At 69.0% G+C, this 23,958-nt stretch carries 23 protein-coding genes; 11 read left to right on the forward strand and 12 right to left on the reverse strand.

Annotation, left to right across the window (positions count from 1 at the left end):
- Positions 1-7 precede the first annotated feature (7 nt).
- The 3 genes from F4556_RS21995 (at position 8) to F4556_RS22005 (ending at position 2,974) form a co-directional block, all read left to right on the forward strand.
- Entirely contained in the window at positions 8-1,033 is a 1,026-nt protein-coding gene (locus F4556_RS21995) for a GNAT family N-acetyltransferase (RefSeq protein WP_184918765.1), read from the forward strand.
- A 103-nt stretch (positions 1,034-1,136) separates the two neighbouring features.
- Complete coding sequence (locus tag F4556_RS22000; RefSeq protein WP_184918768.1) at positions 1,137-2,297, forward strand: adenosine deaminase; 1,161 nt, start codon at positions 1,137-1,139, stop codon at positions 2,295-2,297.
- A 209-nt stretch (positions 2,298-2,506) separates the two neighbouring features.
- Positions 2,507-2,974, forward strand: a complete 468-nt coding sequence (locus tag F4556_RS22005) for a hypothetical protein (protein ID WP_184918770.1) — start codon at positions 2,507-2,509, stop codon at positions 2,972-2,974.
- Between the two features lie 97 nt (positions 2,975-3,071).
- Here the strand turns inward: F4556_RS22005 and F4556_RS22010 are convergent, their stop codons facing one another.
- The 5 genes from F4556_RS22010 to F4556_RS22030 form a co-directional block, all read right to left on the reverse strand.
- Positions 3,072-3,254: a PspC domain-containing protein gene (locus tag F4556_RS22010; RefSeq protein WP_184918772.1), complete on the reverse strand. Its 183-nt coding sequence runs from the start codon at positions 3,252-3,254 to the stop codon at positions 3,072-3,074.
- 186 nt (positions 3,255-3,440) lie between these two features.
- Positions 3,441-4,004, reverse strand: coding sequence for a VanZ family protein (locus F4556_RS22015; protein WP_184918774.1), 564 nt, complete (start codon positions 4,002-4,004; stop codon positions 3,441-3,443).
- A 49-nt stretch (positions 4,005-4,053) separates the two neighbouring features.
- A complete protein-coding gene (locus F4556_RS22020) occupies positions 4,054-4,383 on the reverse strand; it encodes a hypothetical protein (protein WP_184918776.1) in 330 nt (109 codons plus the stop codon).
- Entirely contained in the window at positions 4,380-5,876 is a 1,497-nt protein-coding gene (locus tag F4556_RS22025; RefSeq protein WP_184918778.1) for an ATP-binding protein, read from the reverse strand. Before F4556_RS22025 ends, F4556_RS22020 begins: the two co-directional genes overlap by 4 nt.
- Before the next feature lie 32 nt (positions 5,877-5,908).
- The gene (locus tag F4556_RS22030) at positions 5,909-6,586 is read right to left on the reverse strand and encodes a response regulator (protein ID WP_184918780.1); all 678 of its coding nucleotides are present in this window, start codon (positions 6,584-6,586) and stop codon (positions 5,909-5,911) included.
- Between the two features lie 235 nt (positions 6,587-6,821).
- On the opposite strand from F4556_RS22030, the gene F4556_RS22035 reads away from it, so the two are divergent.
- The gene (locus F4556_RS22035) at positions 6,822-7,730 is read left to right on the forward strand and encodes a SigE family RNA polymerase sigma factor (protein WP_184918782.1); all 909 of its coding nucleotides are present in this window, start codon (positions 6,822-6,824) and stop codon (positions 7,728-7,730) included.
- A 159-nt stretch (positions 7,731-7,889) separates the two neighbouring features.
- On the opposite strand, the gene F4556_RS22040 is transcribed toward F4556_RS22035, so the two are convergent.
- The 7 genes from F4556_RS22040 to F4556_RS22070 all read right to left on the reverse strand — a co-directional run bounded on the left by F4556_RS22040 (position 7,890) and on the right by F4556_RS22070 (position 15,447).
- Positions 7,890-8,513 carry an ATP-binding protein gene (locus tag F4556_RS22040; RefSeq protein ID WP_184924948.1) on the reverse strand — a complete coding sequence of 208 codons (624 nt, stop codon included), beginning with the start codon at positions 8,511-8,513 and terminating at the stop codon, positions 7,890-7,892.
- 64 nt (positions 8,514-8,577) lie between these two features.
- Complete coding sequence (locus F4556_RS22045; RefSeq protein ID WP_184918784.1) at positions 8,578-8,970, reverse strand: hypothetical protein; 393 nt, start codon at positions 8,968-8,970, stop codon at positions 8,578-8,580.
- A gap of 212 nt (positions 8,971-9,182) precedes the next feature.
- Positions 9,183-10,079, reverse strand: coding sequence for an aldehyde dehydrogenase family protein (locus tag F4556_RS22050; protein ID WP_184918787.1), 897 nt, complete (start codon positions 10,077-10,079; stop codon positions 9,183-9,185).
- Complete coding sequence (locus F4556_RS22055) at positions 10,072-11,571, reverse strand: aldehyde dehydrogenase family protein (protein WP_246511061.1); 1,500 nt, start codon at positions 11,569-11,571, stop codon at positions 10,072-10,074. Before F4556_RS22055 ends, F4556_RS22050 begins: the two co-directional genes overlap by 8 nt.
- Positions 11,572-11,576: 5 nt before the next feature.
- Complete coding sequence (gene deoC, locus F4556_RS22060; protein ID WP_184918789.1) at positions 11,577-12,563, reverse strand: deoxyribose-phosphate aldolase; 987 nt, start codon at positions 12,561-12,563, stop codon at positions 11,577-11,579.
- A gap of 480 nt (positions 12,564-13,043) precedes the next feature.
- Positions 13,044-14,930: a S1 family peptidase gene (locus F4556_RS22065; RefSeq protein ID WP_184918791.1), complete on the reverse strand. Its 1,887-nt coding sequence runs from the start codon at positions 14,928-14,930 to the stop codon at positions 13,044-13,046.
- Positions 14,931-14,988: 58 nt separating this feature from the next.
- Positions 14,989-15,447: a hypothetical protein gene (locus tag F4556_RS22070; RefSeq protein ID WP_184918793.1), complete on the reverse strand. Its 459-nt coding sequence runs from the start codon at positions 15,445-15,447 to the stop codon at positions 14,989-14,991.
- Between the two features lie 330 nt (positions 15,448-15,777).
- Here F4556_RS22070 and F4556_RS22075 point away from each other — a divergent pair, with 330 nt between their 5' ends.
- The 7 genes from F4556_RS22075 to F4556_RS22100 all read left to right on the forward strand — a co-directional run bounded on the left by F4556_RS22075 (position 15,778) and on the right by F4556_RS22100 (position 23,902).
- Entirely contained in the window at positions 15,778-19,467 is a 3,690-nt protein-coding gene (locus F4556_RS22075) for an ALF repeat-containing protein (RefSeq protein ID WP_184918795.1), read from the forward strand.
- Complete coding sequence (locus F4556_RS22080) at positions 19,458-20,357, forward strand: hypothetical protein (RefSeq protein WP_184918797.1); 900 nt, start codon at positions 19,458-19,460, stop codon at positions 20,355-20,357. The genes F4556_RS22075 and F4556_RS22080 overlap by 10 nt, the downstream gene beginning before the upstream one ends.
- Before the next feature lie 481 nt (positions 20,358-20,838).
- Positions 20,839-21,153 (forward strand): transposase family protein, encoded by a 315-nt coding sequence (locus F4556_RS38425; protein WP_313069240.1) that lies wholly within the window; start codon positions 20,839-20,841, stop codon positions 21,151-21,153.
- Positions 21,150-21,851 carry an ISAs1 family transposase gene (locus F4556_RS22085; protein ID WP_246511063.1) on the forward strand — a complete coding sequence of 234 codons (702 nt, stop codon included), beginning with the start codon at positions 21,150-21,152 and terminating at the stop codon, positions 21,849-21,851. The genes F4556_RS38425 and F4556_RS22085 overlap by 4 nt, the downstream gene beginning before the upstream one ends.
- 304 nt (positions 21,852-22,155) lie before the next feature.
- A complete protein-coding gene (locus tag F4556_RS39750) occupies positions 22,156-22,434 on the forward strand; it encodes an IS3 family transposase (RefSeq protein ID WP_376775796.1) in 279 nt (92 codons plus the stop codon).
- A gap of 128 nt (positions 22,435-22,562) precedes the next feature.
- Positions 22,563-23,183 (forward strand): TetR/AcrR family transcriptional regulator, encoded by a 621-nt coding sequence (locus tag F4556_RS22095; RefSeq protein WP_313068476.1) that lies wholly within the window; start codon positions 22,563-22,565, stop codon positions 23,181-23,183.
- The gene (locus F4556_RS22100) at positions 23,183-23,902 is read left to right on the forward strand and encodes a leucine-rich repeat domain-containing protein (RefSeq protein ID WP_184918801.1); all 720 of its coding nucleotides are present in this window, start codon (positions 23,183-23,185) and stop codon (positions 23,900-23,902) included. Before F4556_RS22095 ends, F4556_RS22100 begins: the two co-directional genes overlap by 1 nt.
- The last annotated feature ends 56 nt before the right edge of the window (positions 23,903-23,958 follow it).

The raw sequence follows: 23,958 nt of genomic DNA on the forward strand, positions 1-23,958 counted from the left end.
GGCGGGCATGGTCGAGCGGTACACGCCGGAGCAGTTGACGCCGGAACTGGTGGACGGCTGGCGGGAGTTGGTGGCCGAGCTGGGGGAGCGCGGGTCCTGGTTCCTGACCCCCGACTGGGTGCTGTCCTGGTGGGAGACGCTGGGCGGACGCCGCCCGGCCGAGATCGTGGTCTGGCGCGGGTCGGACGGCGCGGTGGAGGCCGTACTGCCGCTGATCCGGACCAGGCTGCGGCTGCACCCGCGGCTCCCGTTCACGGTCGGCTGCCGGACGGCGCTCGGCGCCGGGCCCGGCGCCGCCGACCACGGCGGGTTCGCGGTCCGGCCGGGCCGGACCGACGAGGTCCGGGCCTGGCTGACCGAGCTGGCCCGGCGCGAGACGCTCTGGTTCCCCGACGTCGACCCGCTGCTCGGCGAGCTGCTGCCGGCCGCCCGGCGCGAGGTGGCCCGGCAGTCCTGCCCCCGGGCCGACCTGGGCGGGGGCGTCGAGTCGCTGGGCTCCCGGCAGTTCCGGGCCGACCTGCGGCGGTACGGGCGCAAGCTCGCCGCCGCCGGGGTGACCTTCCGCTGGGTGCCGCCCGGCGAGGCGGCGCCCGGGCTGCTCGACACCGTGGTGCGGCTGCACCGGCTCCGCCGGGACGCGCTGGGCCGGGGCACCACCTTCGACGGGCAGCGGCTGCCGCTGCACACCCGGCTGCTGGAGCGCGCGCGGCCGGACGCCGGGCCCGCCTTCCTGCTGGCCGAGCACGAGGGCGAGGTGATCGGCGGGCTGTACGGCTTCCTGTGGGGCGACACCTTCGCCTACTACCAGATCGGCTGGGACCCGGCCTGGGCGCCGCTGCGGCTCGGCACCGCGATCATCGCCGAGGCCGTCCGGGCCTGCGCGGAGCGGAAGTTGGCCACCTTCGACTTCCTGCGCGGCACCGAGCCGTACAAGTACCGGTTCGACGCGGCCGACCGCGCGGACCGGAGCTGGCTGGTCCCGCACGGGCTGTCCGGCGCGCTGCTCGGGCTCAAGTACCGGGTGAAGGGCTGACCGGTCGGCAGAGGGGGCCGACCGGCCCAATGAGGTGGTCCCCGACGGGGGAATGTGTTGATCCGCATGGTGAATCTACGCGCGTAGGGGCTACACTCCCGCAATGGAGAAGCAGATCCCTGTCACCGCGGGCAGCACAGGCCCCCGCATCCCCGACGCCGACCAGATCGCCCGCGCCCCGAAGGTGCTCCTGCACGACCACCTCGACGGCGGGCTGCGCCCGGAGACCATCGTCGAGCTGGCCGCGGCCTGCGGTTACGAGGGTCTCCCCACCACCGACCCGGCCAAGCTCGGCCTCTGGTTCCGGGAGGCGGCCGACTCCGGCTCGCTGGTCCGGTACCTGGAGACCTTCGCGCACACCTGCGCCGTGATGCAGACCCGCGAGGCGCTGGTCAAGGTCGCCGCCGACTGCGCCGAGGACCTGGCCGCCGACGGCGTGGTCTACGCCGAGGTCCGGTACGCCCCGGAGCAGCACCTGGAGGCGGGCCTGACCCTCGACCAGGTGGTCGAGGCGGTGAACGAGGGCTTCCGCCTCGGCGAGGCCAACGCCCGCGCGGCGGGCCACCGGATCCGGGTCGGCACCCTGCTCACCGCGATGCGGCACGCCGCCCGCTCGCAGGAGATCGCCGAGCTGGCCAACCGCTACCGGGACCAGGGCGTGGTCGGCTTCGACATCGCCGGCGCCGAGGCGGGGCACCCGCCGACCCGGCACCAGGGCGCCTTCGACTACCTCAAGGGCGAGAACAACCACTTCACCATCCACGCCGGTGAGGCCTTCGGTCTGCCGTCGATCTGGGAGGCCCTGCAGTGCTGCGGCGCCGACCGGCTCGGCCACGGCGTCCGGATCATCGACGACATCACGGTCAACGAGGACGGCACCGTCGAGCTCGGCCGGCTGGCCGCGTACGTGCGCGACAAGCGGGTCCCGCTGGAGATGTGCCCGACCTCCAACCTGCAGACGGCGGCGGCGACTTCGTACGCCGAGCACCCGATCGGGCTGCTCAGCCGGCTCAAGTTCCGGGTCACCGTGAACACCGACAACCGGCTGATGAGCGGCACCAGCATGAGCCAGGAGTTCGGCCACCTGGTGGACGCCTTCGGCTACACCCTGGGTGACATGGAGTGGTTCACGGTGAACGCGATGAAGTCCGCGTTCCTGCCCTTCGACGAGCGGCTCGCGATGATCAACGACGTGATCAAGCCCGGCTATGCCGAGCTGAAGGCGGAGTGGCTGTTCAGCGCGGGTGCGGGCGTCGGCGCCTGACGGCGGCTGACGCCTGGTCGGATGGACGCGAGGTCTTCGCCGTGGCCTCGCGTTCATCTGACTATTCATCCGAGTGAGTTACGTGCCTTTGATCTGCACGCGACGTTGTCACTACGGTGTGCCAGTCAGAGCTGACACGGCGTAGCGGTGGGCCTTTTCGGACGCCCGCCCGCGACGTCGGCCACCGACGAGGACACGAGGACCAACTCATGAAGCAGGCCACTCTGAAGGCTGCCGGGACCGCTGCGCTCGGCGTCGCGCTCGCGGCTGCGGCTGCCGGTTCCGCCTCCGCCGCCACGCCCGGTGGGCTCGGTCTCCCGACCGGAGCGCTCGCCCACTCCGGTGCGCTGACCGGAGCGGCCACCAGCACCGTCAGCCAGCTGCCCGCCACCGCGCCGGTGACCGAGGCGGTCGGCAACCTCAACCCGGACGTGGCAGGCCCGGTGGCGCAGGCCCCGGAGTCCGCCCAGCCGATGACCGCGCCGGTCACCGAGCAGACCGCCCCGATGACCGACGACGCGACCGCCCCGGTCGCCGAGGCCGCCACCCCGCGCGGCCTGCCGCTCCCGGTGCCCGGTGCGGAGGGTCTGACCCAGGCGCCCGGCGTCAGCACCGTGACCGGCGCGCTCGGCGGCGGCCTCCCCGGCGGCAGCAGCCTGCCGGGCCTGGGCGGCTGACCCGTCCCACCCCGAACGGCCGAAGGGCCGCCTCCCCGCACGCGGCGGGGGAGGCGGCCCTTCGGGCTGTCCGGGCGTCCCGGTGGGGACGGCTCGGTCACGGCTCCTGAGGGAGGATCAGCCAGAGCGCGAGGTAGATGAGGAACTGCGGGCCGGGCAGCAGGCACGAGGCCAGGAAGATGATCCGGACCGTCCAGGGGGTCAGCCCGAAGCGCTTGGCGATCCCGGCGCAGACGCCGGCGATGACGCGGTTGTGTCGGGGGCGGGCAAGTGCGCTCATGGTCAGCTCCGGTTGCGGTTGCCCGGGCCGGTCTCTCCGGTGGGCATGTATCCATCCTCGGTGCCGCGGGCCGCGGAATCCTCCGCCCGGATGCCGATCCCGGCCCTGGGTTTCTCACCGCTCCGGGGTAGTCGCGGCTCAGGGTTCCCGTCGGGGTAACCCCTGACGGCCGCCGCCGGGGGAGGCTCAGCGCTGCGCGGAACTGCCGCGCGGTGCGAGCGAGTTGAGCGGTGCGCGGAGCCGGTAGCCGGCCCGGGCGCGGGCCGGGCGGGGGCCGGAGCGCCCGGTCAGCCGGGCCCGGGCGAACGGGACGACGGCGAGGTGGCAGGCGGCCACGCCGAGGACGCCGAGCACGATGTTGTCCACGTTCAGGACGTGTCCGGGCGCCCAGCCCTTGAGGATCTCCAGGCCGGTGGCGATCAGGGCCGAGCAGCCCGCCGTCCGCAGCACCGAGGGCAGCCAGCGGACCCGCAGCCGGCCGTCGGCCAGCGGCAGCAGGACGCCCAGCGGCGCCAGCGGCAGCAGCCCGCCGAGCAGTTGCAGCAGCCCGTCCCGGCCGCCGGCCGAGAAGGCCAGCCGCACCGAGGCGAACGGCGTCAGATTGGCCGGGGAGGTCCAGCCGACCGCGAGCGGCCGCAGGATCAGCCACCCGATCAGTCCGAGATAGCCGGCCAGCAGCAGGATGCCCAGCAGCCGCAGCCGGGGCGACACCTCCGGCGCGGGTTGCGAGGGGTTCGCCTGGTCCGTCACACCGGCAGGGACGCGAGCTGGTGCGGGGACGGTTCCCGGGCTACCGCTGTCAGGGACAGGCGGTCCCGCTCGGGGAGGCGCTGCTCGGCGAGGCGCTGAACAGCACCGCGGGCGACTTCGACGCCACACCCGGCGTCGGCCGAACGGACGGCACCAAAGTGGACGTCGGCCGGGCGGACGGCGCCACGGTGGGCGGCGCGCTCGGCAGCTCCGGGGTCGGCTCGGCCGCCTCCGGCACCCGGACCGGGGTCGGGCAGGCGGTCCGGCTGGCGGGCGCGCCCGCGTCCACCGGGACGGCGGTGGGCCGGATGCCGCACCCGACGGCGGTGGTCAGCGCGGCGCCCAGCAGGGCGGCGGTCAACAGGCGGCGTACCGTCACTTCGGGCCCTCCTGGCTGGTCGGCGCGGGCTGGGTGAGCGGCAGGGTGAGGGTGAAGACCGCGCCGGTCGGTCCGTTCGCCGCGGTGATCGAGCCGCCGTGGATCTGGGCGTTGGCCATCGCGATCGACAGGCCGAGCCCGCTGCCCTCGGACCTGGCCCGGCCCTTGTCGGCCTTGTAGAACCGGTCGAAGACGTGCGGCAGCACGTCCTCCGGGATACCGGGGCCGCTGTCCGAGACCTCGACCACCACGGTCTCGTCGATCTGACGGACCTTCACCCGGACCGGTGAGCCGCCGTGCTTGAGCGCGTTGCCGATCAGGTTGGCGAAGACCACGTCCAGGCGCCGGGGGTCGACCACGGCCAGCACCCCGCGCGGGGCGTCCAGCTCGACCGCGTCGTACCAGGCCCGGCCGTCGATGCAGGACATGATCAGGTCGGCGATGTCCACCTCGTCGGCGACCAGCTTCGCGGTGCCCGCGTCGAACCTGGTCACCTCCATCAGGTTCTCCACCAGGTCGGACAGCCGCCGGGTCTCGCTCACCACCAGCCGGACGGCGGGCGCGATCATCGGGTCCAGCGACTCCGCCTCGTCCTCCAGGATGTCGGTCACGGCGGTCATCGCGGTCAGCGGCGTCCGCAGTTCGTGCGACATGTCGGCGACGAACCGGCGGCTCTGCGCCTCCCGCGCGCTCAGCTCGGCCACCTGGCCGGAGAGCGACTCCGCGGTCCGGTTGAAGGTCCGGGCCAGCTCGGCCAGTTCGTCCGCGCCCTCGACCTCGAGCCGGGTGTCCAGGTGCCCTTCGCCGAGCTGCCTGGCCGCCTCGCCGAGCCGCTTCACCGGCCGCAGCACGGTGGCCGCGGCGGCCTGCGCGATCAGCGCGGAGCCGATCAGCGCGAGCAGGGTGGCGATCGCCAGCGACCAGCCGAGGGTGTTCAGGTCGGCCCGCTCGTTCTCGAGCGACTTGAACATGTACGCCGTCGGCCCGGTCGGCACCACCCGGGTGCCACCGATCAGGTAGGGACCCGGCAGGTTCGCCCGCTGCCAGTAGAGGTGGTAGGCGTACGCGTTGCCAGGGCCGACCTCGCGCGGGCCGTCGACCGCACTGCGCAGCGCGGCCGGGAGCTGCGCCGCGGTGAACCTGCTCGGGTCCGAGGAGGCCACGCAGTCGGGCAGCTCGGGGGCCACCACGACCACCTCGTAGCTCAGCCCGGAGCTGGCCACCTGGGAGGCCAGGTACGCCAGTTGGTTGCAGCTCGGGTCGAGCGGCAGGGCCGAGACGTTCCGGCTCAGCGAGTTCCGGAAGTCGTTCAGTGCGGTGTCCTGGGCGCGCTTGAGCACCGCGTCCCGGTTCAGCCAGTAGGCGATCCCGGAGGCGGAGACCGCGGTGGTCAGCGCGACCACCGCGAAGACCGCGATCAGCCGGACCCGGAGCGAGCGCAGGTGCCGCCCCCGCCCCGGGCGCGGACGGGGCGGGATCTTGAGGTCAGTCAACGGAGCAGCTCACCATCGTCAGGCATCAGGCATCAGGCCGGCGGGTCGAGCCGGTAGCCGACCCCGCGCACGGTACGGATCAGGGTCGGGGCGGACGGTACGTCCTCGACCTTGGCCCGCAGCCGCTGCACGCAGGCGTCCACCAGCCGGGAGTCGCCGAGGTAGTCGTGCTCCCAGACCAGCCGGAGCAGCTGCTGCCGGGACAGCGCCTGGCCCGGACGGCGGCTCAGCTCCAGCAGCAACCGCAGCTCGGTGGGCGTGAGTTGGAGGTCCTCGCCGTCCTTGGTGACGGTCATCGCGGAGCGGTCGATCACCACGCTGCCGTACGCCGAGGAGTCGGAGCTCTCCCGTTCGCCGCGCCGCAGCACGGCCCGGATCCGGGCGTCCAGCACCCGGGGCTGGACCGGCTTGACCACGTAGTCGTCCGCGCCCGACTCCAGGCCGACCACCACGTCGATGTCGTCCGAGCGGGCGGTGAGCAGGATGATCGGCAGCTGGTCGGTGCGCCGGATCCGGCGGCACACCTCGAAACCGTCGATGCCGGGCAGCATCACGTCGAGCACGATCAGGTCGGGACGCTGCTCCTTGAAGAGCTTCAGGCCGTCCTCGCCCGAGGCAGCGGCGGCCACGCGGTGGCCCTGGCGGGTGAGAGCGAGTTCGAGGCCGGTCCGGATGGCGTCGTCGTCCTCGATCAGAAGGAGGAAAGGCACGGGCTCATTCTGGCCCAAGCGGGGCCACTGTTCACCCACCAGGTCCAGTCCCGCAGTTCCTCTGCAACCGGAACCCCGGGTTCTGGCGTCCAGGCTTCGAAGGTCGAAGGTCCCGCGCCTGTGACAGCCCTGTGACAGTCGGCGGACACCCCCATCACAACGGACCGGCAGGATTTTCCTTGTCGCCGCAGTACCGGGCGGCAGAACCGCAGGTACCGACCCATGGGGGTGCACGATGAACGCCACGCTCAAGACCCGCAGCAACGCGGCCGTCCACAACGCGCGTTCGTCTCGCACGCACTTCGAGGTACGGACCGACGAGACCTCCGGTGCCGTGATCGTACGGGGGTGCGCACACAGCACCGGATCCCGCCGCCTCGGTGGCGGGAGCAGGGGGGAGCTGTTCGGGATCGGTCGCATGGGGAGTGCGGCCGACTCCGCCTCGACCATGACGCTGCGGGGAGTCCTTCCCGTCCGCGTCGAGGGTCGGGAGAACACGGGGGGAACGGGGGAGGGCCTGTCCGGTACCGGCTCGGGGGAGCCGGCCGGACGGGAGGCCGCAGGCGCGACGCTGCTGAGGCTCGCGCCGGCCGCCGACGACCAGGCGGTCGTTCCGAACGACAACACCGCCGAGTTCACCGCGTACGTCCGGGAGCGCCGGGCCTCGCTGTACGCCACCGCGTACCACCTGACCGGCGACCGCTACGAGGCCGAGGACCTGCTGCAGAGCGCGCTGTTCTCGACCTACCGGGCCTGGGACCGGATCACCGACAAGGCCGCGGTCGGGGGCTACCTCCGCCGCACCATGACCAACCTGCACATCTCCGCCTGGCGCCGCCGCAAGGTCGCCGAGTACCCGACCGAGGAGCTGCCGGAGACGGTCGGCGACACCGACGCGATGGGCGGCACCGAGCTGCGCGCCGTGCTCTGGCAGGCGCTGGCCAAGCTGCCGGAGAACCAGCGGACCATGCTGGTGCTCCGCTACTACGAGGGCCGCACCGACCCGGAGATCGCCGACATCCTGAGCATCAGCGTCGGCACGGTGAAGAGCAGCATCTGGCGCGCCCTGCGCCGCCTGCGCGAGGACGACCAGCTGAACCGCACCGGGGACACCGTCTTCGCGTTCGGCGAGCTGGTCGCGTAACAGGACTCCCGTCGGGGGACGGGACAGGTCGCGGAAGTACGGCGGGCCGCTCGGGGGAGCGCACGCCGCAGGGACGTGACCGACCAGGAAGGGCCCGGTGCCGGGGAGCGGCTCCGGGCCCTTCCGTCTGTCCACTGCCGACGGGCCGAAAGAGAGGGCCTAGGCTGGCTGCGGCTGCCGTCCGGCCACCGCGCCGATCAGCCGGGCGGCCTCGGGACCGGCGCAGGCGTACGCGCCGAGCTCGACCTGCCGGGCCACGATGCCGCGCTCGGCCCGCATCAGCCGCCAGCCGCGCCGCAGCAGGTACGGGACGGACTTGCGGGCCTCCCGGACGTCCCGGCGGAACCGCCGCCAGGCGGTGGTCAGCGGGCGGTTGCGCAGGCAGACCGCCGCGCCGAGCAAGCCCTCGGCCGCGCACTGCCCGACCAGTTCGGCGGCGAATATCCCCTCGGCGATGAAGGCCGGGGCGCCCGCCAGGTCGAGCACGTGGGTGCCGGCCCGGCCGTTGGCCGGGATCGAGTACACCGGCACCTCGGCCCGGCCGGTGCCGGCCAGCTGCCGGATCGCGGCCAGCGCCTGCTCGCGGTGCCAGGAGAGCGGCGAGTCCCAGTCGGTGCCGTCGCCGTCCGGCAGCAGCGGCAGCGTCGGGTCGTCGCCGTCCTTGTAGAAGTCGTCGAGCTGGAGCACCGGCAGGCCGGTCCGCTCCGCCAGCGAGGACTTCCCCGATCCGGACGGCCCGGACAGCAGGACGACCAGGGCGGGTGCCGTCGGGGCGGGGTTCATGGGGGAGTCACTCACGAGACACCAGTCTGACGCATCGAGGGGCGATGCCGAAACAGACAGGACGTCAGCTTCTGTCGCCGATCCCCAGTGCCAGCGCGGGCAGGTAGCTGCTGTGCACCTGGATGTGCACCATGTCACCCTCGGCCGGGCGGTAGAGCTTGGCCGCCCAGTCCTGGTCGTGCCACGCCTCCGGCTCCGGGTCGAGCAGTTTGCCGCCGACCGGGAAGAGCAGGTACGGGTACGCCCGGGAGCCGAACGCCGCCTCGGCCTGCCCGGGCGTGAACAGCAGGCTCCCGTTGGTGTACTCGCCCGGCCAGCCGGCCCGGTCGGAGCGCACCGCACAGGGCAGTCTGGTCTGCTTCCCGGCCCGCAGCCGGCGCAGCGCCCGGCGCGCCCGCAGGGCGCGCAGCGGGCCGTCGGTCACCAGTACGGCCAGATCGGCCGCTATCTCCCACACAGTGCCCCTCCCAAGGTCCACTCCGGACCCTACCGACGCAGGTCAGCCCCGGTGCACCCCCGATCGGCGGGTCTTCCGGGCGGGCCGGGAAAGGTTGACGGGCCCGCGCAAGGGGGGGAGATGCGCGGGCCCGTCTGTGGCACGTCCGGGCCCCGGGGGGGGGGTAGGGCACTGGGGACGGCCAGTCTGTGTGGAGTTTTCCCGACGAAGGGTCAGATACCCATCGGGTGCCAGACCGTCTTGGTCTCCAGGAACGAGAGTAGCCGCTCCGTTCCCGGCGCATTGGTCCAGTCCAACGACGCCTGGTCAGCCGCCGGGCGGATGACTCGCTTCAGAGTATCCGCGGCGAGCACCTCCAGCTCGACCGCCGCGCCGGGGCCTTCGGCCGCGATCGCGCCGGCCAGGTCAAGACCGTTGACGTCCTGGTGCGAGGCGAGCGTCGGGGCGATGTCGGCGGTCTTCCCGGAGATCAGGTTGACCACGCCGCCCGGCAGGTCCGAGGTGGCCAGCACCTCGCCCAGCGAGAGCGCGGGCAGCGGCGCGTCGGCGGCGGCCGCGACCACCACGGTGTTGCCCGCCGCGATCGCCGGGGCGATCACCGAGACCAGCCCGAGGAAGGAGAAGCCGGTGCCGGACTGCGGCGCGACCACGCCGATCACCCCGGACGGCTCCGGGGTGGAGAGGTTGAAGAACGGCCCGGCCACCGGGTTGGAACTGCCCGCGATCTGGGCCACCTTGTCGGTCCAGCCCGCGTACCAGACCCAGCGGTCGATCGCGGCGTCCACCAGCGCGGCGGCCTTCTTGTTGCCGATGCCCTCGGCGAGCGCCACCTCGGCGGCGAACTGCTCGCGCCGGCCCTGCAGCATCTCGGCGACCCGGTAGAGCACCTGGCCGCGGTTGTACGCGGTGGTGCCGGCCCAGCCCTTGACCGCGGCGCGGGCGGCCTGCACCGCGTCCCGGGTGTCCTTACGGGTGCCGAGCGGGGCGTTGGCCAGCCACTGGCCCTTGGAGTCGGACACCTCGTACACCCGCCCGCTCTCGGAGCGCGGGAACTTCCCGCCGACGTACAGCTTGTAGGTCTTGAAGACGCTCAGGGTGGTCTCAGACATCGAGGTACGCCTCCAGGCCGTGGCGGCCGCCCTCGCGGCCGTAGCCCGACTCCTTGTAGCCGCCGAACGGCGAGGTCGGGTCGAACTTGTTGAAGGTGTTGGCCCAGACCACACCGGCCTTGAGCTGGTTCGCCATCCAGAGGATCCGCGAGCCCTTCTCGGTCCAGATGCCCGCCGACAGGCCGTAGGGGGTGTTGTTGGCCTTCTCGACCGCCTCGGTGGGCGTGCGGAAGGTCAGCACCGAGAGCACCGGGCCGAAGATCTCCTCGCGGGCGATCCGGTGGGCCTGCGAGACACCGGTGAACAGGGTCGGCCGGAACCAGTAACCGGCGCCCGGGAGTTCGCACTCCGGGGCCCAGCGCTCGGCGCCCTCGGCCTCGCCCGCCGCCGACAGCTCGGTGATCCGCGCGAGCTGCGCGGCCGAGTTGATGGCGCCGATGTCGGTGTTCTTGTCCAGCGGGTCGCCGACCCGCAGGGTGCCCATCCGGCGCTTCAGCGCGTCCAGCAGCTCGTCCTGGATCGACTCCTGGACCAGCAGGCGGGAGCCCGCGCAGCAGACGTGACCCTGGTTGAAGAAGATGCCGTTCACGATGCCCTCGACCGCCTGGTCGATCGGCGCGTCGTCGAAGACGATGTTCGCGGCCTTGCCGCCGAGCTCCAGCGAGAGCTTCTTCCGGCTGCCCGCGAGCTGCCGGGCGATCGACCGGCCGACCGGGGTCGAGCCGGTGAAGGCGACCTTGTTGACGTCCGGGTGCGCGGTCAGCGCGGCGCCGGTGCGGCCGTCACCGGTGACGATGTTGACGACACCCTTGGGCAGACCGGCCTGGCGGCAGATCTCGGCGAACCGCAGCGCGGTCAGCGGGGTGGTCTCGGCCGGCTTCAGCACCACGGTGTTGCCGGTGGCCAGGGCGGGCGCGATCTTCCACGCCAGCATCAGCAGCGGGAAGTTCCACGGGATGACCTGGCCGGCCACGCCGAGCGGCTTCGGGTTGGCGCCGTAGCCCGCGAAGTCGAGCTTGTCGGCCCAGCCCGCGTAGTAGAAGAAGTGCGCGGCGACCAGCGGGAGGTCGACGTCCCGGGTCTCCCGGATCGGCTTGCCGTTGTCGATCGACTCCAGCACCGCCAGCTCGCGCGAGCGCTCCTGGATGATCCGGGCGATCCGGAACAGGTACTTGGCCCGCTCGCTGCCCGGCAGCGCCGACCAGTCGGTGAACGCCTTGCGGGCGGCGGTGACCGCGCGCTCGACGTCCTCGTCGGTGCCCTGCGCGAACTCCGCCAGCACCTGCTCGGTGGCCGGGTTGACGGTCTTCAGCGCCTCGCTGCCGGAGGAGTCGACGAACTCGCCGCCGATGAAGTGGCCGTACGAGGTCGCGATCTCACCGGCGGCGGCCGGGGACTCCGGCGCCGGGGCGTACGTGAACAGGCCGCCCTTGGGGGCCTCGGCCTGCTGGTTCTGGGCCTGCTTGTTCTCTGCCTGCTTGTTCTTGGCCATGGGGATCAGTCCACCGTCACGTAGTCGGGACCGGAGTACCGGCCGGTGGTCAGCTTCTGACGCTGCATCAGCAGGTCGTTGAGCAGGCTGGAGGCACCGAAGCGGAACCAGTGCGGGGACAGCCAGTCGTCGCCGAGCGTCTCGTTGACCATCACCAGGTACTTCATGGCGTCCTTGGTGGTCTTGATGCCACCGGCCGGCTTCACGCCGATCTGGATGCCGGTCTGCTGCTTGAAGTCGCGGACGGCCTCGAGCATCAGCAGGGTGACCGGGGGAGTCGCGTTGACGGCGACCTTGCCGGTGGAGGTCTTGATGAAGTCGGCGCCCGCCAGCATCGCCAGCCAGGAGGCGCGGCGCACGTTGTCGTACGTCTGCAGCTCGCCGGTCTCGAAGATCACCTTGAGGTGGGCGGAGGTGCCGTCGGCACGCTTGCATGCCTGCTTCACGGCGGTGATCTCGTTGAAGACGTCCAGGTACCGGCCGGAGAGGAAGGCCCCCCGGTCGATCACCATGTCGATCTCGTTGGCCCCGGCGGCCACCGCGTCGGCGGTGTCGGCCAGCTTCACCGGCAGCGCGGCACGCCCGGCCGGGAAGGCGGTGGCCACCGAGGCCACCTGGATGTCGGTGCCCGCGAGGGCGGCCTTGGCGGTGGCGACCATGTCCGGGTAGACGCAGATCGCGGCGACCCGGGGGGCGGTCGGGTCGGTCGGGTCGGGGTTCCGGCCCTTGGTGCAGAGGGCGCGCACCTTGCCGAAGGTGTCCGCACCTTCCAGCGTGGTCAGGTCGATCATCGAGATCGCCAGGTCGATGGCATACGCCTTCGCCGTGGTCTTGATCGATCGAGTACCGAGGGTGGCGGCGCGGGCTTCCAGGCCGACGGCGTCGACGCCGGGCAGGCCGTGCAGGAAACGGCGGAGCGAGGCCTCGGACGCCGCAACGTCCTGAAGGCCGCCGCCCGCAGCGCCGGGGGCATTGGCTGCAACAGTGGACATGGTCACAAGAGCAGCATATCTACGCGCGTAGCGATACGCTAGGCCCGGCCGCTTTCGATGCTGGACCGATACCTGTTGGTGTGGGCAGGGTCTGCCTTCACGACCGATGCGAATAGCCGTCCGTTGATTTCGCCGGACACGGCGGGGAGGTGCTCGAAGAAGATGCCGCCTTGTCTGTTTTGGGCGTTCAGGTCTATCCCAGCCTCGTTGTGTCACCGCAGTGATCGGCTGAGCATGTGCCCGTGATCTCGCTTTCGACGGTTCCCGGGGGCGGAGCAGGGGTCGGTAGGGCTGCCCCACGTCCCAGCCTCACCGACCACACACAAACGTTCGTACAGTTCGCCCCGGTCCACGTGAACGACGGAGGCTAGGGTGAGTAGCCAGCCACGCCGAGTGCCAATCGGTTGGCGTGGCTTGTCAGAGGTGCGAGCCGTGGTGTGGCGCGGATTGCGCGCCACACCACAGCTCGACCGCTGCTGGTTAGGCCTTGGTGAAGTAGCCGTACATGTCGGCGATGGCGTGGGTGTATCCGCTGCCGTTGTAGAGGTCGACCTGGTTGTCCTGGCCGGTGGGTACGGCGGCGTGGATGGACAGGGTCGCGCCTGCGGAGAAGTTGAGGTTGCTGGTAGCAGGGCGCGTGGTGCCGTGCGGGTAGAGGGTGAAGTAGCCGGCGGTTTCGGCCTGGACGGTGGCGACGGTGAAGATCGCGGCGTTGGCTCCGGCCGGGACACCAGTGATACCGACAACCTGCCCGAGGGTCATGGCGGTGCCCGGGTTCTCACGGGTGTCGAGCAGGCGCAGGGGGTTCAGAGGCTGGTAGACGCTCTCGCCGGTGGGGCTGTAGTCGCCGAAGATGTCGAGGATGGCGTCGGCGTTGCCACCGGTGTTGTTGAAGATGGTGACCTTGCCGTTCGCGCCGATCGGCACGATGACCTGGTTGGAGATGGTCTGCCCAGCACTGAAGTTGACGTTCGACGTCGAGGGACGGGTACCGCCGGTGGGGTAAACGATGAAGACACCACCGCTGGTGGCGCCGGTCACAGTCAGGTTGAGGACCGCGGCCTTGGCGTCGGCGGGAACGCCGTTGACGCCGGCGACCTGCACGTCGATGGAGCCCATCGGTGCCAGGGTCTTGACGGGGCTGCGGGTGTCGAGCAGCCGGGTCGGCGTGCGGGGAGTGAACTTGTTGGCGGACTGGGGGCTGTAGTAGCCGAAGATGTCGACGATGGCGTCGATTTCCTGGGTGGTGGACCACAGGTAGACGGTGCCGTCCGGGTTGACCGGGACGGTCACGAGGTTGGGGACTACCTGCCCGGCGTTGAAGTTGATCACCGAGCTGGTGGGGCGGCTGTTCTTGTCGGCCTGGACCGACAGGAACCCGTTGTTGTTGGGGTTGATCGCGGTGACGTTGAGGACGACCGCGGTGGTGCCCGCGGGCACCTTGACGGGACTGGTGCTGTTCGGGCCGAGCTTGAGTTCCTTCACACCGCCGCCCTGATTGGCCTCCCAGGTCCGCGGGCTGAGGGTCCGGGTGTCCAGCACACGGGTGGAGGAGAGCGGCGTGAACTTGGAAGTCGCGTACTGGACGCCGAGCTGGTGCAGCCACGGACCAAGGTCATCCGTACGGGTCTCGACCGCGCCGGTGCGAGTCTCCGTGCTGGTGTAGCAACCTCCCTGCCAGGAACGGCTGTTGAGTGCAGCCAGTTCGACCCGGCCGTTCTTCGTCCGGAACGCCGGGCCGCCGGCGTCACCCTGGCAGATCGCGGAGGTAGTGCCGGCCATCGGGCTGAGGTCGAGGGTAGTGGCGGTTGACGCGCCGACGGTGAAGTCGTCGGCGTGCAGCTGGTTGGGCACCCACTGGTCCTTGGTGCGGCCGTAACCGGTGACCTTCAGGGTCTCGCCGAGAGTGGGCGCGGTGGTGGAGAGTGTGATGGGCGCGATGCCGGTGGCGGGCCTGGCGAGCTTGGCCAGCACAAGGTCGCGGTCAGTGCGAGGGACCAGTTCAGTCACAGTCGTGATGTGCCCGGCCGCGGAGGTGAGATCAGCGCGGCCTACAGTGACAGTGACCGCTCCCTTGGGCGCGCCGGCAGGGACCGTGACGCCCTTGGAGGGGTCGGTGACGAAGCAACTGGCTGCGGTGATGATCCAGCTGGGGTCGACGAGGGCGCCGGTGCAGGCGCGCTTGTCGGCGTCGTTGTTGGTGCCGCCGGTGTCTATGTCGAGCTTGGCAGTAAACGAGAAATTAGCTGGAGTTTCACCACTGACGGCGCTCGCTGGGCTGCCGGAGCCGGCGGTCAGTGCGCCTGTGGCGACTGCGGATGCGAGGAGAGCGGCTTTCCACGCGGGACGTGACTTCTTGTTGAACATGTACCTGAGCCTCTGAGAGCGGCCAATATCGTTTCGAATTAGCAGAATTGACAAGACGTCAGCCGGTGATGCGGATCCCGACCACGGACGTAACGGACCCAGTCTCGGTGCCCTCCGCAATGCTCCGGTACTCGCCGGGGGCGATTTTGTAGTCCGTCGGGTCAGTAGCATTCGTGGGCTTCACGTCAGCAGTGAACGGGTGATCAGCGCTCTCCAGGCCCCACACTCTGTCGATCTCCATGGTCAGGTATCCGGTCTTGCCACTGACCTGGAAGCAGACGTGCCCGTTTCGACGCCAGATCTTGATCTGCTGTTCTGCACTTCCGCACGTGGCCAGCGTGATGTGACCGTCGCCCTTGAGGAGAGTAATTCCCCTCTCCTGGAGGATCTTTGCCGCACCAGGGTATTCAAAGGATTCAACCGCGTACGGGGGCGACGTCGCGGGGTCCGGTGGAGCAGTGGCATCGGCGGACGCCAGTGCCGGTACGCCGACGAGGGCCAAGAGCGTGCTACCCAACGCGGCAATGGTGAGCTTACGTATGCGTGATGTCATGGATTGTCCGTTTGTCAGGCGGAGTGCACTAAATGTATGTGCTCCGGCGGGTCCCACTGGCAAGATGTGGAAGAATTTACCTGGGACTGGACTTCGTGCGCCAACCCGATCTGACAGATGCCGATCGCATCCGAATGGGGTGGGCTGGTCCTCTGGCTGTGGCTATGCTTGTCGCCATCAATATTGACTTGGGCGGCGCGAGTTTGTCCTACAGTGGGTGGGTTTCAGTTGATAGATAGATCATGGCCGGATAGCTCCGCGAAGGGGGCATTTTGGCGACTACACGCACTCTGCTTGAATCTTCTGCCCCTTGCGCTCTTCCTGGGCCTGATGGCGGCTGTGTCGCCCGCGCGAGCCGAGGGTGCCGCAGTTGTAAGCCCGCTGGCTTACCGGGCGCTGGCAGTTGAGGCGTGGAAGGCGGGGGGGTCGGACCTCAGGGCTGCTGCGGAGGTCGCGCTGGTTGGCTCTGACGACGACGTGAAGTATTTCGTCGAACAGATCGCCAAGAATGCGGCATTTGAGGACAATCAGGTCGCCGCTGCCAGGATCGCCAGCGTGGGCGGGCGAGGGCTGCAGGAGGCAGTCCGAAAGGCGCTGGCAGGGGGCCCCGCTGAGCTGGAGACCTTTCTGACGAGCGGCTGGCAGGCCCCAGCGGAGGAAGACCAGCAAGTACAGATCGCCCGGATCATCAGCACCGGAGGCCGGGGAGTCCAGGAAGCGGGACGTGCTGCGCTAGGAGGGGTTCCCAATGATCTCAGACGGTTCCTGACCGAAGGCCAGTACATTCAGCGAAACGAGGACGAGCAGGTACAGCTCGCCAGGATTCTCAGCGTCGGCGGACCTGCGGTTCAGAAGGCTGGCCGGATCGCCCTGAACGGTTCAGCAGACGACATCCGAGAATTCCTGAAGGTCGGCCAGCACGTGGCACGCGCTCGCGACCAGGAATACGAGACGGTCGCCCAACTCGCCGCGCAAGCTCGCGAGGCAGGTCGTCAGGCTACTGCAGAGTCGGACGCCGCCAAGGATGCTTCCGCCCGGGCGGTCGCAGCAGCCCAGATGGCGAAAGCTGCTGCACTGAAGGCCGCTGACGAAGCAGCAGCAGCAAAGAACGATGTGCAGCATGCTGCCTCTGCAGCCAAGCGGGCAGCGGAAGCAGCGAGCCAGGCTGCTACGGCCGCCCAACAGGCCATCGGAGCAGCCAGGAGCGCCAACAACGCGGCCGGAGTGGCCGCCAGCGCCGCTGCCGGGGCCGCCTCCGCTGCGGCTGGAGCAGCCAATGCTGCTTCCCGAGCCCGGAACGCGGCAGCTGACGCTGCCACCGATGCGGGCAAGGCCCACAAAGCAGCGCAGGCAGCGAACGACGCGGACCAGGCAGCAGATGGGGCTGAGACAGCTGCGAAGGCCGCAGGCGAGGCAGGCATCGCCGCAAAGGCCGCAGGCGAGGCAGCGCAGGCCGCTGTCGACGCTGGGGTGAACGCTGACGCAGCTAGCACTGCAGCCGATCAGGCTGGCACCTACGCGGGACAGGCTGGTGTGCAGTCCACCGAGGCCGCCGATGCGGCTGCTACCGCCCGCCGCCACGCTAAGGAAGCCACCCGCGCTGCAGGCGCCGCCAAGAAGCTCGCGGAGAAAGCCGCAGCCGCTGCGGTCGAATCCCGGGACAAGGCCACCTCGGCCGCCGGCCACGCACGTTCGGCGGCAGCGGCGGCAAGAGAAGCCGCCGCACACGCCGGTGACGCCGCAACTGCTGCCGCTCAGGCCACCGACCACGCCAACAAGGCCAAGAGCGCTGCCGACGCGGCGACTGCCGCAGTCGCACAGGCGAAGGCGACACACGAACTGGCCAGCCAAGTAGAGGCAGAAGGGCGTCTCGCCCGGACCAATGAGGGGATCGAGCGGGCCAAGGACCTCCAATCTCAGCAGGACAAGGGTACAGCCGCTCAGACCCGAGCAGCCCAGCAGAGAAAGGACCTCGAAGCCGAGGCCCAGCGCCTTGCCCAAGAGGCTGCTCAGCCCGGCGCGGACCCGAAGGATGCGGCCACGAAGGGACGCAAGGTCGCCGTGCTGGCGATGAAAACCCGCGGTTCGTGGAGCCGCACCGCCGCTGAGATGACTCTCGCCAGCTCTGATGGCGCGGTAGTCGAGTACGTGCGCACGGGCTGGGCTCGCGCTGCCAAGCAAGATGAGCGCAGCCGCGTCGAGGCGCTAGCCCAGGGAGCAGTGTCGAGCAAGATCCGCCTCGCGGCCTTGCAGGCTCTCCGCGGTGATGCCGCAAGTGTCACTGCATTCCTGAGCAGCGGCCAGTACGAGGCCGTTGCGGATGATCTCGCCGTCAGCATCGCGCGGATCATTTCCACTGGAGGCCCCGGTGTCCGGGCGGCCGGCAAGGCTGCGCTGGACTCGGGTTCGGTCGACAGGTACCGGACATTCCTTGTCACCGAACAGTTCGTCCAGCGTACCGAGGACGAGCGAGTTCTCGCAGCCAAGCTGATCGACAGTGGTGGATCCGAGGTCAAGGACGCGGCCCGAATTGCCATCGAAAGCCCAGGCGATCTGCTGCACGCCTTCATCCAGGCAGGCCAGTACCAGGCCAAGCGGAAAGATCTGCTGACGGCGACTCACCAGGCACAGATCGAGCAGCTGATCGCCGAGGCATCAGGCATCGCCGCCACCGCCCAGCGCGAGGCTGCAGAGGCCGCAGTGGCCGCCGCGACTGCCCGCAAGGCCAGGGAAGAAGCCGACGCCTACGCCCTGCAAGCCCAGACCTCGGCAGCTGATGCTCGGCGCTATGCAGACGATGCCAACACATACGCGAACAAGGCCGAAGTCTCCGCCGCCAGCGCGGCACAATCTGCCAGCACCGCACGCCAGGCTCAGGATGATGCCGAACAGGCCCTAGCCAATGCCATCAGCTCGGCAACCCAGGCCAAGAACTCAGCATCCACAGCCCAGACCGATGCCGACGAAGCCCGCGATGTCAGCACCAAGGCCCGTGAATCCGCTGAAGCCGCAGGGCAGGACAAGGAGAACGCCAATGCTGCGGCCCTTCGCGCCTACTACACCGCGATAGCCAAGGAGGAGGAAGAGAAGCAGGCAGCGCGGGAGAAGCAGGAAGCTATCGAGCGGGAGAAAGTCGCCGCCGAGAAGAAGAAGCAGGAAGAAGGCTGGGTCCCCGACTGGATCAAGGAATCCGCCAACTGGCTGACGAACACTGCCGACACTGCTGCAGGCATCGGACTCGCCATCATCACCAGTGGCGACGTCTGGGTAAGCGCTTTCGAGACCGGTGTCGGCCTCGCGTTCATGGGCATAGGAACGATGGGCGACGTAGCCGGAGGCGCCCTGTGCATCTCCGGATTCGGATGCGTGGTCGGAGCCCCGGCCGTTGCCGCGAGCACCGCCCTGATCGTCAGCGGAGCATATCTTAGCGTCGCTGGCGCCAATAATCTGGGCAAGAGCCTCAACACAGCACTTCGAGACGCAAGCGAGAACAACGGCTCTAGGTTTGCGGGCGACAGTCCTAGGGTGTCGTCCGGGCCGCCGTGGCCGGTCAGTGAATCCGTTCGAGGAACCGCCAAGGGGCGATCACTGGACGTTCCGAATAAGCGACACACGGTATCCGGAGCAAGGACTGGTAGGCCTGTGGAGAAGAATACAATGATCCTAAAGGGCAATGAGGGGGCTGTTCGAGACGATATTATTGATATAGCAGAAGGGCGTGCGGAATTTCTTGAAGATCAGCAAGTGTACAAGACTCCTAGTGGGCGTACCTACGGAGTTGAGTCCACGGGGAGAACTTTCCCGGTATCTGGTCCGGGGCTTGTTGAAATGGATCGAAATGAATACGTGGCACTGCAGGCGATAGCAAAGGTTGGTGGGGATATGCAAAAATTTGCTGATGCCTACGGAAGGGTGCCCCGCCTCATGGAAAATCCGAAGGCGATAGAGAAGGCCCTGGCTGTCTATAATGGGACATGGCGATGATGTACAATATCATTGCAGTCGAGGGGGTGAGCTGGGATCGACTGCAGCTCACCCTGGGGGACCTGTTCTCCGTTCCGGTGGGCGATGTTGAAGTAGTGAACTCCGGTGAATTCGAAGACAGGAACTTGGGGGCGAGGGTTAGCTGCGAATATCAGCGCCTAAGTGGTGATGTCTCGTGGGCGCTCGATATTTATGCCACTAATGAGGTCCAGTCGCAGCCGACTGAGCCTGCACTTGCCGCGGGACTCGCGGGGTGGCTTCGGCAAACATTCCTATTCCCTGATGCTGGGATTCGCCCAAGCTCGTACTGGGCTGCCACTGCAGATGGAAGAATGGTCCGTGCACGAGTGTTTGAATCCGATACTGAGGATTTTTTCATCCGTGTCGATGCCATCGAAGAGCCTGTCTCCGGCCTGGCTCATGTTCCCATCGAAAGAATACCTGAGGTGATCCGCGATTCTTTTGTACCTTCTCCTTTGGTCGATAGCTTTGCGGCTTGGTTGAAGGGGTGCGAAGAAATGTACCCGGATTCAGATGGGGTCAAGGAAAGTGGGGAGCATCTATTTGTCGGTAGTCTCCGTGCGTGGGAGATGATGACCGTTCGGATTTCACAGGGATGGCCACCGTCCGCATGGTATCCGGCTGAATTTTATCGAGAGGATCTCGACAATAGAGACTCTCTTTGTCAAATTTCAAATGACCTTCCTGCTGCTATTTCTAAGGCTTTCCTGGATGTGCTCAATCGCATCGATGGGGAATTTATTCGACTTACGGTCGATGATGGCGGCGTGGCACTAGATACAGAAATGGAAATACTAGACCCTGCGCCACCAGTGCGGAATTGGTGGTGGAGGAGGCGCCCAATTGAGCTGCCCTGGAATAGTAGTTAATAAATCATTGCCTCGAAGGATATTGCGGCGTTTCGATAAGTGGCGCTAGGTCCTTTGGTGGGGGAATTGTGGCCCGCTGGATATGTCTGGCGGGCTGCAAGGCGATTCCTGAAGAGTGCTTCCGACTGTTCTGGTCGCCTGCACGCTAGCTTCTTTCGGCCGGGTGGGCGAAGGTCTGTAGAGAGTTGTTGCGCCAGTGAGTCGCGCTCCAGTGGCGTTTCAACGTCCGGTGATCATTTGAGCCCGCCGGTCACAGCGGTGCGTGGAGTCTGGCCGCCCGTCACGAACCGATCGAAGCTCCGGTTGGACGGGGTGACCTTGCCCAGTCGCCCCGAACCGCCGGAGCTTCGATGTGCCGGCAGTCTGCCACCGTCTGCCTGATCAAGTCGCCCGCGCTGGGCAGTGTGGCGGGATTGCCGCTGGCGGACCGGTCGCGGGTGCTGCCTGACCCGCGTCAACGTCGAGGGGTGCGTCACCGTTGGTGGCGGTGCTGCTAGTTGCCGCCTCGGCTGTGGTGGCCGGCGCGCGCTCGTATGCGGCCATCGGCCAGTGGTCCGCGAACGCTCCGCAGCATGCCCTGGCCCGCCTGGGCGCCCGGGTCGTGGGGGTTTTGGGCATGCGCGTCGCACCGAGCGCCGCCACGATCCGGCGGATCGTCAGCTTGGTCTGCCCCGGTGGCCTGGCCGACCTGACCGGCGCCCATCCAGCGGGATCGGGCTCGATCGCAGTGGACGGCAAGGCTGCCCGCGGCTCCCGGCACGGCACCTGCTTGCAGGTCATCTTTTGGCCGCGATGACCGGCGACGGCCGAACCGTCACCCAACTGCGTGTCCCCAGCAAGACCAATGAGATCACCTGTTTCACCGCGATGCTGGCGCCCTACGATCTGGCCGGGGTCACGGTCACGGCCGACGGCCTGCACACCCAGCGCGCCCACGTGCGCCTCCTCGTCGAGGAGAAGAAGGCCCACTACCTGCTGGTCGTCAAGGCCAACCAGCCGGAACTGCACCGCACGCTAAGGTCGTTGCCGTGGAAGGACGTCACCGCACGTCGTTACGACCGCGAGGCCAGCTACGGCCGCCGCGAGACCCGCGTGACCAGGGCCGTCACCGGCCTCGGTCTGGACTTTCCCCACGCCGTCCAGGCAGCACGCATCCTGCGCTATCGCACCGACCTCAAGGCCGGCACCGTCAGCCGCCAGATCCTCTACGCGATTTCGGACCTGACCTCGCAGCAGGCCTCGCCCCAGCGACTCGGCACGCTCGCCAGGTCGCAGTGGACCATCGAGAACAGGCTGCACTTCGTCCCCGACACCGCCTTCGCCGAGGACGCCTCGAAGATCCGCACCGGCCACGGCCCCGAGAACATGGCAACCATCCGCAACTTGGCGATCAACACGCTTCGGCAGCAAGGGCACTGCAACATCGCCGCCGGCCCCCGGCAAGCCTCCCATAAGCCGTTCACACGCCCGCGCGACCTCCTGGGCATCGCTTGACCAGCACACTGACGAGATCATCGGACTTCGCAACGGCCCTGTCGCGCGCTCGCGTACTGCTGCTGCGGCTTCAGGCCGGGCGCCGACGCGGCGAAGCGCGAAGATCGGCGTGGGCAGGTCCAGGAGTTGGAACTGGAGGAGAAGATCCTGCGGAAGGAGGCCGCGTGTTTTGCCAAGAAGATGGGTCGATGACTTGCCGCTGGCGGTTCATCTCCGAGTTCCGTGACCTGTACGGAGTACAGCGGATGTGCCGTGTGCCGTGTGCCGTGTGCCGTGTGCCGTGTGCTGGGTGCTGGGTGTCTCGGTGTCCGGGTACTACCGGGGGATCGCCGCGGCGGCCGCACGGGCTGCACGGAGGGCGGCTGACCAGGCTCTGGCCGAGCGGAGCGAGGAGATTCACGAGGAGTCGAACGGCCCTACGGGTGTTCCCGGGGCCGCGCGGGAGTTGCGGGAGCGGCACGGTGTGGTGAACCACAAGCGGGTGGCACGGCTGATTCGCGAGCGCGGGCTGGCTGGCATTTGCGGCGCAAGGTGCGGACCGCAGTCGCGGACAGGAGCGTGCTGCTGGCGCGGGATCGGGTAGGCGCGTGGTCGCGGCTGCAGCGTCGGGCGTGCGCTGGTACGGCGACGTCACGCACCTACCGGCCGGCGGGGCGTGGATGCTGCAGCCTGGCTCACTCGGAAGGGTTGTCGCCTGGTGACAATGGCCTGGTGACTTCAGCAGAGCAGCCAGCAACCCCCGCCCCCCGCAAGCGGACCGGCCGTCGCCCCGGCTCGGCCGACACCCGCCGTACCGTGCTGGAGGCGGCCCGCGCCGAGTTCGCCGCGCGCGGGTACGAGAAGGCGAGCATGCGGGCGATCGCCCGGGCGGCCGGGGTGGATGCGGCGCTGCTGCACCACTACTTCGGCAGCAAGGACCAGCTCTTCCTGGCCGCGCTGGAGTTGCCGGTCGATCCGCGGGCCGTGGTGGAGCACGCCCTGGCCGGCGACCGGGCCACCGTCGGCGAGCGGGTGGCGGGCTTCGTGCTCACGCTTTGGGAGCAGCCCGGGGTGCTGGACCGGATGCTCGCGCTGATCCGGGCGGCGGCCACCACCGAGCAGGTGGCGCAGCTGATGCGCGGCTTCGTGACGGCCGAGCTGATCACCCGGATCGCCGCCGAACTGGACGTGGAGCAGCCCGAACTCCGGGCCGAGCTGATGTTCTCCCAGGTCGTCGGCCTGGCGATGGCCCGGTACGTGGTGAAGGTCGAGCCGCTCGCCTCCGCCACCCGGGAGGAACTGCTGCCCCTGCTCGCCCCCACCTTCCAGAACTACCTGACGGCAGGCGCCTGATGGAGCCGACCCTCAACTACTGGCGCCGCCCGCTCGACACCGTCCCGGACGAGGTCTGGCGCCACCCGGGCCTGCGTGTACTGATCCTGGCGGACACCGGGCTGACCTCCCTCCCGCCCGAGATCGGCGACCTCCGGCAGCTGCGCACCCTCGACCTCGGCCACAACCGCCTCACCGAACTCCCCGCCAAACTCGGCGACTTGACCGCCCTCACCGATTTCCTCTACCTGCACGACAACCACCTCACCGCCCTCCCACCCTCCCTCTCCCGGCTGACCGCCCTCCGCTACCTCAACGTCTCCGACAACCGGCTCACCCAACTCCCGCCCACCGTCGGCGACCTGACGGCCCTTCTCGAACTCCGCGCCCAGAACAACCGGTTGACCACCCTCCCGCCCGCCGTCGGCAAGCTCCGCTCCCTGCGCGAACTCTGGCTGCGCGGCAACGCCCTCGCCCAACTGCCGGACTCCGTGGCCGAATTGTCCGAGCTGCGCCATCTCGACCTGCGGGAGAACGCCCTCCCCGCCGTCCCCGCATCGCTGGCCGCGCTGCCCCGGCTGCGCCACCTCGACCTCCGCTCCAACCGGCTCCGCAGCCTGCCGGACTGGCTCCCCGCCATGCCCGCCCTGGAGAAGCTGGACCTGCGCTGGAACGACGTACAGCCGTCGACGCCCCTGCTGGCCGAACTCACCCGCCGCGGCTGCGTCGTCCTGCACTGACCCGCACCGCCCACTCCCAACTCCTTGACGAGTGCCGCACTGCGCGCAAAACTCAT

The sequence above is a fragment of the Kitasatospora gansuensis genome (assembly GCF_014203705.1).
In the GTDB taxonomy this organism is placed as follows: Bacteria; Actinomycetota; Actinomycetes; order Streptomycetales; family Streptomycetaceae; genus Kitasatospora; species Kitasatospora gansuensis.